Origin of the sequence: Vibrio sp. YT-15 (assembly GCF_033337445.1) — a bacterium.
GTDB classification, from domain to species: Bacteria; Pseudomonadota; Gammaproteobacteria; order Enterobacterales; family Vibrionaceae; genus Vibrio; species Vibrio alginolyticus.
Window position 1 is genome coordinate 491,029 of sequence record NZ_JAWOQR010000001.1, and the last position, 13,492, is coordinate 504,520.

Genomic DNA, 13,492 nt, shown 5'->3' on the forward strand with positions numbered 1-13,492 from the left:
GTCCTAGAATTCGTATTTTGCAGTCAGCGTGAAGTAGCGCCCTGGCTCAGTTGAGTAACGCTTACTTTCCTCAGCGATACCCGCTACGTCTTGGTATCGGATGTATTCTTTGTCGAATAGGTTGATGATGTTTGCGCTAACACGAAGGTCTTTGGAAACGTGGTAAGTTGCGCCGATATCAAACGTATTCCACGCGCTTGTCTGCGCGCAATCTGTCGCTAGACCAAGCGTGGTCTGGCATTTAGGAACGCGATCCATTGCCGCGGCCCAGTTCCAAGCCACGTAAGCATTGAAGTCTTGGTCGGCGTATTTCAGTTGAGCGTTACCTTCGAATGGCGTAATGCTTCGAACGTATTCACCTTCCGCGTCTTTGCCATCTACGTAGCCAAACTTGGTGCTGATGTTCCATCGCTTAGTGATCGCGTAACCTGCAGAAAGCTCTGCACCATACGTCTCGACACCATCGAGGTTTTGGTATTGTTTAATGTAATTACCATTGCTTGAGTCAAAGCCCGTGGTCACAACGTCGATGAAGTTTTCAAACTTGTTGTAGAACAAAGACGCATAGACATACGCACGACCGTTATCGAACTTGTTACCGATTTCAAATGAGTCGGAAGTTTCAGCTTCTAGATCCATGTTTGGTGCAATGACAAACGGCGTGAGCGGCACAAAGTCGTGGCTTACGAAGCCATACGCTTTATCGTATTCCGGAGCACGGTAACCATGGTTATAAGATACATAAGCGATGTTGTTGGCAAACATTTCACGAGAAACCGAAAGACTTGGAGATACCTCTGAGCTATCCATGTCTTTTAATGGGAAGCCGCCCACTTCACCCGCACCGTCTGGCGTGAGACGGTGCGCATCAAAGCGTAGGCCACCTGTGATGGTCCATTTATCCAGTTCCACCATGTCTCGGACATACAAGCCAATGTTATAAGCACGAGCAGGAGCGAAAGGTTGTTTGGTCGAAGGTGTTACTCCGTTCCAATCAATCTTGGAGTCGCTATCTGTGCGCTCGTAATAGTCTGTAGAAAGCTCAACACCGTAAGCCAATTGGTGCTCAGCATTTGCTGCATAAATCGTATTGGTGAAATCGCCACGGAAGCCAATTGTTTCGTCAATGAAGGTTTTGTGTTCCAGCTCGCGACGCTTGGTGATCAAACCATTGTGATCCACTTGGCGCATTAAACGGTTGGTGTCTTCCACCACTTCGGTGTGACGCCAGTAAACTTTGGTATCCAACTCTTCGAACCAAGTTGGATTAATCGGAGTCACCTCTGCACCAATATAAGCGCTGTACTCTTCCGTGGTTTCATCCTCAGCAAAGTCTTCAATATGCCAAATTCCATCAGGTTGAATGGACGGTGAACCCTCCAAACGCTCTTGGTTCTGGGTGTAGAGTTCCGCTTTGGCTTTCAACATCACCTCTTCATTGAAAAAGTGGTTGATCGTATAAGCACCGCTGTAACCATCGAGGTCGCGGTTATACAAATCTTCATCAAAGTTACGTGTCTCTTGTCCTTGCCAGTATGAAACGTTAAACAAACTCTCTGTATCACCGGAACGGAAAGCTAGATTACTCGTGCCTTTGTACTTGTTGCTGATATCGGTGTAAGTACCGGAAACATCGGTGTAGAAGTCTTTGTCTTTTAAGAAATCACCCGGCTGGCTGGATTCTAAAATCACCACACCGCCGATCGCGCCAGAGCCATGCACCGAAGAACTTGCCCCTTTAATGATTTGCAGCGATTCAAAATTGGATAAATCAAAAGTATCTCGCCCAACGGCATCATTAATGTCATTCGCACCGAAGCCATCCGCAGAACGAATGCCATCACGAACGATCATAATGCGGTTACCCGTCATACCACGGATGGTAATGTTTTGCGGACGTCCTGCACCGCCCGTCACGCTTACACCAGGTTCGTTACGCAGCACGTCATATAGCTCGGTCTCGCCTCTTTCTTCGATTTGCTCGTTTGTGATAACCGCGACACTACCTGCCACTTTTGACAATGGCTGATCGATTTTATTGGCGGTTACCACCACCTCTTCCATTGAGAAAACCTTAGATTCGGCGTGCACTTGACTGGCAGCAAGTACCGAAAGTACTGCCGCTGACACTGGGGTAAGCTTCATTTACTGCTCCGCTTTAGATGTTTTAATGAGTGATAGTAGAAATGCGTATTCTTTTGCTTGTTGTTCTTGCGCTTGTCGCGGGTCCATTTGGTGGCCCGAATTAAAATTAGTTTGCAACAAGTACGGCCCGTTGCGCTCACTTAACGCTGAAACTTTAGCGAGATACTTAGCGCCTTCCCAATATGGCACGCGCTGATCGATTAAACCGACTTGAACAAACATGGGTGGGTAAGCGTCTTTATGGATATTGAGAATCGGATCGTACGCCTTCATTAACGCCAATTGTTCAGGTTTGGTTGGGTTACCCCATTCGCCATACTGCTGTGTGGTAAGCGGAAGTGAGGTATCCGACATACTTGCAACCACATCAACAAAAGGCACTTTAAGTACGACACCTGAAAACAATTTAGGATCTTGATTAACCGCTCCGGCCACCAACGTGCCACCAGCACTAGAACCGATGGCGAAAACCTCTCTATTGCCACGTTCGAATGTTTGCAGCGCCTTCGCGGCCGCGACAAAATCACCAATAGAATTGGCTTTTCGCACACCACGGCCTTGCTCGTGCCATTCATCGCCAAAGTACCCACCGCCACGGACATGGGCGATAGCGTAAATCACACCTTGGTCGAGTAAACTGATAACCTGAGGCATAAAGTACGGTTTCATCGTAAAACCATACGCGCCGTAACCGTAAATCATCACAGGAGATTGTGGGTGCAATTTGTCTTTGCGATACGCCAAAGAGACCGGGACAGAAACCCCGTCGTGCTTAATAAAAATACGTTGGGATACATAACGCTGACTATCAAAGTCTTGGTAAGCATCTTGAGAGTACAAGGATTTATTCAGCGTTTTTACATCGAACTCTTCCCACTGAGGAGGCGTAGTCATCGACATGCTTCGGATACGAATCTTGTTTGATTCAAAATCGCCCAACGTGCTTAGCCAAGCGACATTACCATCGTGTTCCAATGGCAGTATCACTTTTTCCTGCCCTTGGTAAGAATACACCGTCAATGTCGACAAGTTGTTTGGCTTACTAAGTGCCACAACTCCTGCATCATAAAGGTAGAACTGTTCAAGCGGCTCACGAGGATTGCTAAAGCGTTGCCATGTTGCGCCAAGCGGTGCGAGTTCGGCTTGGTAAAGGGCGAACTTTCCTTCCAGGTTGCTTTTAAGATAAATGTAACCTTTCGCCACATCCGCGTAATATTCCACACCCACTTCAGGCTTTCGCAATGAATCTGAGACAGTGCCCGTTTCTAGGTCGACAAGCTTCTGCTCTGTTGTTGACTCGTTGTTGCTTTGCAGCACAGCATAACGGCTATCTGCCGCACGATAGAAAGAAAGTAACCAATCTGACTTGGGTTCATTCCATAGGACTGTTTTTGCCAAAGATTCAGTGGAGATACTTAAGATCTGATGAGGTCGCTGAGTGCGCTTTTCCTTTGCAACGAGGAATGCTACTTTTCCGTTAGGTGATAACAATACGCCACTATCGACGTGCGTCGCCAGTTCCGTAGATTGGCCGGAGAGTAAATCAACAACCACGGCGCGATATTGTTCGCTGCCGTCGATATCTTCCGTGAAAAGTAATGTGTCACCATTCACTTGCCATTGACCAAGTTGGTAGTACTGATGCGCAGATTGTCGTTCATCGAAATCGAACACCACGTTTTCTGGTGCATGTTGACTCGCACGGGATAATAGTAAGTAACGACCATCGCGACGCATTAGCGTCCACTCTCTTCCACTCACGATCGACCATGGCTTATCACCTTTGTCTGCCACCATGGTATCCCACTGCGTTAGTAGGTTTTTTGTCAACGTCTGATAACTTTTTTGGTGCTGTTCAGTTTTGTGGTTTTGTTCTGTTAGGTAGGTAAGAACTCGCTCATCTTTACGAGCATCATCTCGAAGCCAGTTGAAATCATCAGCAGCAAAGCCAGAACTAGAGGTAATTATGAGCCCTAAAAAAACATGAGTAAATTTCATATAGAGAGCGAATTCATTTATAGGATTAATACAATGGCGCGTATTCTGCCCTTAAATAAAAATGAGATCAATTATCATTTTCATAATCATGTGAGATTTTTATCTAGTGTGTGAGGAAAAACGTTTGCTTTGACCGAGGTTATAAAACTTAATAACTTCCTAAATTAGCGTTCTATGCTGTTTATATACAACCAGACAGATATAAAAGCTGACTAACGAGTGAGTATGGAAAGACGCTATTTCACCTAGCGACAGACATAAAAAATCCGAGTGCGAACACTCGGATTTTTAAGAACTAAAATCAATGGGAAACTACAGCAGCTTTTACTCTTCAGAGCTCGGTGCCGCTGGTTTTTTCTTAGGGATGAAGACATCATCACCCACAGATACGTTTTTGTAGAAGCTCTTGTCACGCTTAGCTGGTTTTTTCGCCGATTTTTTCGCTTGAGGGCGAGCTTTCTTTGCGGTCGCTTTCTTATTGCGGAAATCTGGTTTAGGTGGCTTAAGGCCTTTAAACTTACCTTTCAAATCTTCGAACAATGAAAACTCAAGATCTTGTTGTAGGTATGCTTCTACACGTTTAAAGCTATCCCAGTCTTTTGGACCAACAAGAGAGATTGCATCCCCTTTATTTCCAGCACGACCAGTACGACCAACTCGGTGTACGTATTCTTCGGTATGCTTTGGCATATCGAAGTTGATGACGTGTGTCACAGTTGCAATATCCAAACCGCGGGAAGCAACATCAGTCGTTACAAGGATCTTAAATACTGCGCGCTCAAACTGACTCATAATGGTGTTACGTTGAGTCTGGTTCAAGTTACCACTTAGTGCTACAGCCTTCAGTTTCTTTTCGTTCAGCTTTTCTGTTAGTCGCTCAGTATCATCACGCGTTGCCGTAAAGATAATAACTTGACGGTATTCAGCCTCAGAAAGAACACGATCTAAAATTGCCTCTTTATGATCTAGGTGATCACACAAGTAAAATTTTTGCGTGATATCTTTATGTTCTTCGTTAGAAACGCCGATAGCAATTCGCTTTGGCGCATTGAGCATTTCAGCCGCGATTTCATTGACGTCTGCATGATCTAATGTCGCAGAGAACATCAACGTTTGACGACGACGATGCTTGGCTGCTTTATGAATGCGACGAAGCTCTGGTGCAAAGCCCAAATCCAACATACGGTCTGCTTCGTCCAGAATTAGCGTTTCCAAACCATCCAGATAAAGCGAACGGTGCTCTAAGTGATCAGCCAAACGTCCTGGTGTCGCCACGATAAATTTCGGGTAACGACGCAGAGCTTTTACCTGATCGTTAAAGTTCTCACCACCCAAAATCAGTGCTGCTTCATAAGATAGGCCAGCTAGCATAGAACGAAGCTCACCATATACTTGTTTCGCTAGCTCACGAGTAGGAGCAAGGATTACCGCGCGAGGGTCTTTCGCAGAAAACGATTTTGTCTTTAAAGACTTATGAAGCATTGGCAATACAAACGCCAAAGTCTTGCCCGAACCTGTTTTCGAAGATGCCAATAGATCCTTGCCTGCAATCGCAACAGGAATCGCCTGCTGCTGAATGTCAGTCGCTTTTTTAAAATCGTAGTGTTTTAGGTTCTTCAACAATCGGTTGTCTAGGCCTAGATCTTTAAATTGCAAAGTATTCTCCAATAAATCAGTCAGCGTCTGAGCGCTCTGTAGTGTCGTTTCCGCTCTAACGCAGCAAAAAAATAAAGCTCGGTATAATACCGCAAATCATAGGAGTATAGATAGAGATCACACAAACTAATTCCCTGTGGTGACGGTAAAACATCATTTGTGGCTCAGTTCAGAGTAAACCCTAGCCTTTTTGATATGCATCTGAACGTGAAGTTCAGTGAAAGGCCTTTCAGATATGTCTTCTATTCTTCAACAAAACGACGTAAATAGCAGTTATTTGGGCCAATAAACTTTCATTTGTGTCAATATCGTCTAAATTATTGATATCAGGAACGTGGCAAATACACCTGCTATGAAAACTGTTGTGAGAGCGAGGGAGAAGATAGACTATTCACCTTTGTTAAGCTCAGGTAAAAGTTGACGTCAGGTACTCCATGAAATTCTTGGGTTTTTTTGACTTTTGCTACATCATGTACTGATAAAATGTAACCACATTTAACCTCGCTACTGTATAAAATAATAGTTGGTGGCGAGACTTTCACTATAAGCAAGGAGTTCTTATATGAACAAAACGTTGATCGCAGCTGCAGCAACTTCAGTACTTCTACTAGCCGGTTGTGCTTCTTCTGATGACGCAGCAACAGCAAATGCAGCAAAATTAGACGAACTAAGCAACCAAGTTAGCCAACTAAGCCAAGACGTACAAGCTCTTCAATCTGACGTTCAAAAATCAGGCGCAGCAGCAATGGCTGCTCAAGAAGAAGCTGAGCGTGCTAACGAGCGTATCGATAACATCGCTCAGTCTTACACTAAGTAAGATTTGATACCGCGTCTTAACGCCCGTTAAGGCGCGGTTATTTCGACAGGAACCCCATTCTGTGCAGCGATTGCTGCTTTAGCCTTCACGTTTTTCATACCGAATTCATCCAGCCACCACTTTAACTCTTTCGGCACTTTGAGTTCATCTTTCTCGCCATTACTACGAGTCAAAGGCTCATGTGCTTCTAAGAACACACTTCTGTCAGGTTCAAGTGTCATTTTGATAGGCTGATTAATGATGTTAACGTCTTCGCCGTTACGAACCTTGTCAAATAACCACTCAATGTCACTTGGGTCCATACGAATACAACCCGCGCTGACTCGCATACCAATCCCAAAGTCCTTGTTGGTACCATGAATTAGGTATTCGCCATTCCCGTAAGCTAAACGCAATGCAAACATACCAAGTGGATTATCAGGCCCCGCAGGAACAACGGCTGGTAGGTCAATGCCCTTTGCTTTGTACTCGGCACGAATAGAGGCTGGAGGAGTCCATGTAGGGTTCGGTCGTTTTTGGCTGATACGCGTTGTCATTACTGGGGTATCGCGCCCTATTCGGCCAATTCCGACAGGAAATACATGGACAATATCTTCTCCTTTCGGAAAGTAATACAAGCGCAGCTCGGCTAGATTAATAACGATACCTTTATAAGGTACGTCTGGGAGGATTAGCTGTGTCGGAATAGTAAGAACATGCCCCTCTTCTGGTAAGAAGGGATCCACGCCTTTGTTTGCGGCCATTAAACCTAGCATACCCACATCGTAGAGCTTAGCGATATTTGCCATGGTTTCGCCTTCTTGCACGACGTGGTTTTCAAGGCGACCAATTAAACGGCTTCCATCCTCTGGTAATTCGTACATCTTAGCGAATGATAGACCACTCACTAAAGATAACGACACAGATAGCAGGGTACGTTTTGCGAAACTCATTGATCGCTTTTTGCTAAGCATTTCACTCTATTCCTTGGCACTTTTAAAGAGCTGTAAGGTTATCTCTCTTTCTGTCTTGTGATCAACCATCGGCTTGTGATATTCCAGTAAAGAAAAGCCCTCCCAAGTCCAAGGTTTATGGATGTATTTGTTCGGTACACTTTTGATTTCTGGTACCCAGTGGCGCACAAATTCACCATTAGCATCGAACTTTTCGCCTTGGCTTATCGGGTTGAAAATACGAAAGTATGGCTGCCCGTCACAGCCCGTAGAGGCAGACCATTGCCAGCCACCATTGTTCGCTGCAAAATCGCCGTCCACCAGCTTACTCATGAAGTACGCTTCTCCCCATCGCCAATCAATATGTAAGTCCTTGGTAAGAAAGCTCGCGACAATCATACGTAATCGGTTGTGCATCCAGCCTGTTTGATTGAGCTGACGCATTGCTGCATCAACGATTGGGTATCCTGTTGTTCCTGTCTTCCATCGCTCAAAGGCTTTCTCATCATAGGACCACTGGATTTTATCCTCCCAATCGATAAATCCTTTGCCTTTGACGAGTTTTGGTTCGAAAACCAATAGGTGCTGATAAAACTCACGCCAAATGATCTCACTTAACCAAGTTGCTTTCCCTTCTGTAAGGTCATTTTGTTGATTTTCAGCATACAAACGAGCAATACACTGCCTTGGTGATAGCGCGCCAATCGCAAGGTATGGAGACAGTTGGCTAGTGCCATCAATAGCTGGAAAGTCTCGCTCGCTTTGATACGCGTCACTGCGCTCCCGTGCAAATTCCCTAAGCTGCATCAAAATATCATTAGTCGAAGCCAGCCAGTCTTCACTGGATTCTCGAGCATAGCTAAATGTGAAGCTTGAATTAAATCGAGCCGACTCTAATTGTTCGAGTACCTTTTTATTGAGTGGCGCTTGCTCGTGAGGTTTTACTACCGTCGGCATATGGAACTGCGTTAACCAAGCACGCTTGAATGGCGTAAACACCTTAAAATATTCGCCTTGCTTATTAAGAACCGTCGTTGGCGCGTGCACACATTTGTCATGAAACAGTTCAAATTCGATATCGTGAGAAGCTAACGCTTCACTTACTTGTGTATCGAGCTCTCGTTCGTTCACCTCATAGTGAATGTTTGCCATGACAGACGTGGCTTCAAGTGTTTCCGCCCACCCACTAATCACATCTGTACAATCGGAAAACGACGGTACCTCTTTGTACAAAAAGGGAATATTAAGGCTTTCAAGCTCCTCGTTAAGACAAGCTAAGCGACGAGCAATGAGGTCTGCCTGCATCGGCGCCATGTGATGCTCCCGCCACTGCTCTGGCGTCGCGATAAAGCAAGCGACGACAGGCTGACCTGAATCCAATGCCGCTTTGAGTGCCGTGTGGTCTAACGTACGTAAGTCACGTCGAAACCATACTAAAATCATGGTAGCTCCTATCTTTTGTCTACTAAGTTAGGTGTAATTTCTCTATCACTTCAGAGCACCCCATCCGATCACCTAACTGTGCGTGAAGCATTTTGATGGACGCTACTTGTTTAGCAGCTAGCGCTTTGTTGGAGAAAAGGTAGATAAACGAACCATTTTCAACGACCTCGTGATCTAGTAGACCAGAAACATCATCAACCTTATCGATCAAAGTCGTGTGATACCCTTGTTCGCAAAGCTTCGCTGCTTGAATCCAACTCTCAGACTCTCTGTTTTGTTCAAAGCTAATGAGCAGACACTTTCCTTTGGAAGCGGCTTTGTTTTCAGAATCGATAACAAGGGCAAGTCGAGTGATCAAACAAGTCTGAAATAACCCTACTTGTAAAGATCGCAGCGATCCTTTCACCATGTCTAGCGCATCAAATACTGGGCTAATAAACTGATCAATAACGAGTTTTAGTGGATACTCTTTAAGAACAGAGGCAAGTAAACTCTCTGCTTTTCCTCGATTCAGGGTAGACAGCGCAAGCAGCATGTTTTCAACTTCTTCGAGTGTGCGAACCTCGTTTTTGACTTCGACATCGGCGCTTTTTCCTAGCAGCCCCTTCACTTTACCAATCGAAATCCCCTTCGCGAGCCAACTCTGGACTTCGCGAATCGTATCGATATCTTGCTGGCGATAGAGTCTGTGTCCTTTTTCAGTTCGCTGAGGCTGGATCAAGTTGTATCTTCGTTGCCAAGCTCTCAGCGTAACTGGTTTTACACCCGTGATTTCTGCGACATCTCGGATCGCGTATAGTTTTTCTTCTGAACTACAAACCATAGCGTAATCTCATCTCCTGCGGATACGGTTCTAAAAACTTCTGTTTTGCTAAATATTCGTCTGGGTAAGTATTTAAGTAATGCTTAATCAATGTAAGTGGTGCTAGCAGAGGCAGCATTCCGATACGGTAGTCGTGAATCACTGTCGCTAACTCTTCTTTTTCTTCTTTGGTTAATGAGCGTTTGAAGTACCCTTGTAAATGCATCAACACATTTGTGTTGTTTTTGCGGCTAGCCCGATTCGTTAACGCCTTCATCAGTCCTAAACGATACTCTTGGTAAAAGTCTTCAATTTCATAATTAGCGACATCGGCAACTAAGCGACCAAGGGAGCGGTATGACTCTGGGTGGTGTGCCATTAACGTCAGTTTGTAGCGCGAATGAAAGTCGATGATTTTGCCACGAGTAGGCTCACCATCCATCGAGTCGTAAAAGTCATTTAGACAAAATACTCGAGTAATAAAGTTTTCTTTCAATACAGGGTCGTTAAGTCTGCCATCCTCTTCAACAGGCAACCAAGGCATTTTTTGCATCAATGTTTGTGTATACAAGCCAACACCTTCTTTCGCAGCACTGTTCTTGCTGTAAACCTTGACTCGTTCCATGCCACAAGTTGGTGACTTGGCACAAACGATGTAACCACAAAGCTGCTCGCTTTGAAGTTCATCTACTTTATTGGTCGAGTAAGTGAGCATATTGTCGGTATGATCATTTTCTGGATTTTTGGTTTCAACCAATGCAACACGCTCTTCATTAGAAACAAGACGAATTGTTGGACGGGGTACTGGCATACCTACGCCGACTTCAGGGCATACCGAAACAAAGTCAAAATACGGGCTGAGCTCTTTGGTCACAAAGTTGCTCACCTTATGACCAGAGTCAAAACGCACTCGTTCACCCAAAACACACGAACTGATACCTACTTTGATTGAAGATTCCATGATGACGCATCCCTATACAAAAAGTTTTGTTGTATAACTTATAGCAAGCCTTTCCAGATTGTACAAGAAAATAAGTTGTACAATTTAATCGTTTTACTTCACTCGAAAGTATTTCGATCAACCAGCTTTCAGAAAAAAGTTTGGCCCAAAAACAAAGAATTTGTGCGCGCAATCGACAAACTGCTCAAAAGCAAATCGATTGCTCTTTTGGTTTCAACAGATTTAGTTATCAATAGGAGTTGCAGTTTCTAAATGCGTGGTTTTTGTGACTAAGCTCTCAAGGGGCTACTGTACGTCCCGATATTATTGCCTCAACGAAAACGAACAAGTTCAACAGAATTGGTAATAGCGTTCTATAATAGAGGCGTTTTATCAAAACAAAACTTTGGAGAGCACTTATGGCAACCCCACACATTAACGCACAACCAGGTGATTTCGCTGAAACAGTTCTGATGCCAGGCGACCCGTTGCGCGCTAAATACATCGCTGAAACGTTCCTAGAAGATGTGAAACAAGTTTGTGACGTTCGCAACATGTTCGGCTTTACTGGCACTTACAAAGGCAAAAAAGTTTCTGTAATGGGCCACGGCATGGGTATCCCGTCTTGCTGTATCTACGTACACGAGCTAATCGCTGAATACGGCGTGAAAAACGTTATCCGTGTGGGTAGCTGTGGCGCAGTACGTGACGACGTGAAACTAATGGACGTTGTTATCGGTATGGGTGCTTCTACAGACTCTAAAGTTAACCGTATCCGTTTCAACAACCACGATTTCGCAGCAATCGCTGATTACGGTCTTCTAGAAGAAGCAGTTAACCAAGCACGCGCTCAGGAAGTGCCTGTAAAAGTAGGTAACGTATTCTCTGCAGACCTGTTCTACACACCAGAAGCAGACATCTTCGAGAAGATGGAAAAACTAGGCATCCTAGGTGTAGACATGGAAGCGGCTGGTATCTACGGCGTAGCAGCTGACCTAGGCGCGAAAGCACTGACTATCCTGACAGTTTCTGACCACATCATCCGTGGTGAAAAACTAAGCTCAGAAGAGCGTCAGAAGTCGTTCAACGACATGATGAAAGTTGCACTAGAAACTGCAATCAACATCTAAGAACAAATAGTAAGTAATAATTTGCAGCCAGAGTTATGCTGGCTGCCCGAATTATCCCGAGGGGGCGATTGTGTCTAACGGCGAACTGCCAAAAGACGCAGATGGGTTACAACTCAACTTTTGTAAAACATTGGCGTGTGACAACTTTGGATTGAGTGATGCAAAGCGTTACGTTCTGCAACATGCGAACCCTAAGCGTCCGGCGATGGTATGCCGTGAATGTGGAGCTTTCCCCCCCTTACTTAATAATCGCGATGTCGTGAACGAACTTCATCGCCTGCGGCACGTCCACAGTGACGGGTTGCCTGCTTGCCGTAATGATGATTGCGACAACTTTGGACTTTCTGTCCACACTCACAAACACCTCTATCACGCTTTCGGTTACAGTGGCGATCGCCAACGTTACCGCTGTAAAGTGTGTCAAAGTACCTTTGTCGACAAGTGGTCTGGTGCCAACAAGAAGCTTCAGTTTCAAGAGAACTTGATGGGCTTGTTGTTTACGGGATATTCCGTACGAGAAATCTGCCGTAAGCTTAGTATTAACCCAAAAACCTTTTACGACCATGTTGACCATATAGCTAGCCGCTGCCGCCGCAAGCTTGCAACCATTGATGCGCGCTGGGTAAACCACGCAACGCATTATGAATTGGCCTCAAACTATATTGCATTGCAACCGAACAGCAATAACGGTGTGTATTGGATTGTTTCTGGCGAAGCGCATTCTGGCTATATTCTTTGCCAGCACGTCAATTATTCCGCTGATGAAGAGCCAATCGCAACGCTCGATCATAATCCTTACGATGAGGTGTCTCGTTTTGTTTCCCAGGAGTATGTAGCGGAAGCAAGTGAGCCGCTTGCGGAACCTTCTTATCACCTCAGAGAGCGAATTGACCAAAAATACCAAACAATTTTGGCTCGCGGTAACGTAGAAGACCCTCTTGGTAATCTATCTGTATTTCATTACCCTTCAAAAGGGGCATTAGTCCGTCCGCCATACACCTCGTATGCACACTATTTGCACGTACTTGATATGTGCTGCCCAAACAAACGTGTATCTCTATACATGCCTCAAGATCCCCTACTACGTTCAGCTGCACTGAGCGTTTGTTTACCTCGTATTAAAGAGAAAAGTGTCGACTTGATGTACGTAGAAGAGGACGCTAGTTGGGACATGAGCACTCCCTTTGGCAAAGTCGATATCGCCTATATGAGTTGGTGGCGCGATCGTTGGGCAATCTCTAGTCAAAACGAAAACCACAAAGGCATTTGCTACCTCGCTGGCGATCAAAATGAGCCTGAAAAATGGTTTAACGTTGCGACAACTCGTCATGTGAAGTTTTATCAAAACCGCTTTCAGATTCTTTTCGAAAGCTTCATTAACGAGCCACGTCGCAAATTACGACCTGCTGGTATTTTACCTCTTTTAGATATATTCAGAGCTTGGCATAATTTGTGCTATCAGGATAAACAAGGTCTTACCGCTGCACAAAGGTTAGAAGTCTCTGATGCACCTTTGACAATCAAACAGCTCCTATCGTAGCTATTCTATTGGTAATTTAGATGTAGTAATTAGGGGTTGTAACGGTATACATTACGGCCCCTGATCGTTTACCAAAACGTTATCCGCAT

Annotated in this window: 10 protein-coding genes; 3 read left to right on the plus strand and 7 right to left on the minus strand. The window is 44.9% G+C overall.

Going from position 1 to position 13,492, the window contains the following annotated elements:
* Positions 1-3 precede the first annotated feature (3 nt).
* The 3 genes from R7D93_RS02110 to R7D93_RS02120 form a co-directional block, all read right to left on the minus strand.
* Positions 4-2,145 (minus strand): TonB-dependent hemoglobin/transferrin/lactoferrin family receptor, encoded by a 2,142-nt coding sequence (locus R7D93_RS02110; RefSeq protein ID WP_213972885.1) that lies wholly within the window; start codon positions 2,143-2,145, stop codon positions 4-6.
* A complete protein-coding gene (locus R7D93_RS02115) occupies positions 2,146-4,143 on the minus strand; it encodes a prolyl oligopeptidase family serine peptidase (protein WP_213972886.1) in 1,998 nt (665 codons plus the stop codon).
* Positions 4,144-4,467: 324 nt separating this feature from the next.
* Positions 4,468-5,811: a DEAD/DEAH box helicase gene (locus R7D93_RS02120; protein ID WP_017820508.1), complete on the minus strand. Its 1,344-nt coding sequence runs from the start codon at positions 5,809-5,811 to the stop codon at positions 4,468-4,470.
* A gap of 550 nt (positions 5,812-6,361) precedes the next feature.
* Between R7D93_RS02120 and R7D93_RS02125 the strand changes: the two genes are divergently transcribed.
* Positions 6,362-6,616, plus strand: a complete 255-nt coding sequence (locus tag R7D93_RS02125; RefSeq protein WP_005375145.1) for an Lpp/OprI family alanine-zipper lipoprotein — start codon at positions 6,362-6,364, stop codon at positions 6,614-6,616.
* A gap of 26 nt (positions 6,617-6,642) precedes the next feature.
* Here R7D93_RS02125 and R7D93_RS02130 read toward each other — a convergent pair whose 3' ends face one another.
* The 4 genes from R7D93_RS02130 to R7D93_RS02145 are packed head-to-tail and all read right to left on the minus strand — an operon-like array spanning position 6,643 to position 10,754.
* On the minus strand, positions 6,643-7,569 hold the full coding sequence (locus R7D93_RS02130) for a L,D-transpeptidase family protein (protein ID WP_005383933.1): 927 nt from the start codon (positions 7,567-7,569) through the stop codon (positions 6,643-6,645).
* A 6-nt stretch (positions 7,570-7,575) separates the two neighbouring features.
* Positions 7,576-8,991, minus strand: coding sequence for a deoxyribodipyrimidine photo-lyase (phrB, locus tag R7D93_RS02135; RefSeq protein WP_017635473.1), 1,416 nt, complete (start codon positions 8,989-8,991; stop codon positions 7,576-7,578).
* 22 nt (positions 8,992-9,013) lie between these two features.
* A complete protein-coding gene (locus tag R7D93_RS02140; protein ID WP_213966370.1) occupies positions 9,014-9,814 on the minus strand; it encodes a MerR family transcriptional regulator in 801 nt (266 codons plus the stop codon).
* Positions 9,804-10,754 carry a YbgA family protein gene (locus R7D93_RS02145; RefSeq protein WP_213966371.1) on the minus strand — a complete coding sequence of 317 codons (951 nt, stop codon included), beginning with the start codon at positions 10,752-10,754 and terminating at the stop codon, positions 9,804-9,806. The genes R7D93_RS02140 and R7D93_RS02145 overlap by 11 nt, the downstream gene beginning before the upstream one ends.
* 398 nt (positions 10,755-11,152) lie before the next feature.
* Between R7D93_RS02145 and deoD the strand changes: the two genes are divergently transcribed.
* Both deoD and R7D93_RS02155 read left to right on the plus strand, forming a co-directional pair.
* Complete coding sequence (gene deoD, locus R7D93_RS02150) at positions 11,153-11,863, plus strand: purine-nucleoside phosphorylase (protein ID WP_005375140.1); 711 nt, start codon at positions 11,153-11,155, stop codon at positions 11,861-11,863.
* A 70-nt stretch (positions 11,864-11,933) separates the two neighbouring features.
* Positions 11,934-13,403: a hypothetical protein gene (locus R7D93_RS02155; protein ID WP_005375138.1), complete on the plus strand. Its 1,470-nt coding sequence runs from the start codon at positions 11,934-11,936 to the stop codon at positions 13,401-13,403.
* The last annotated feature ends 89 nt before the right edge of the window (positions 13,404-13,492 follow it).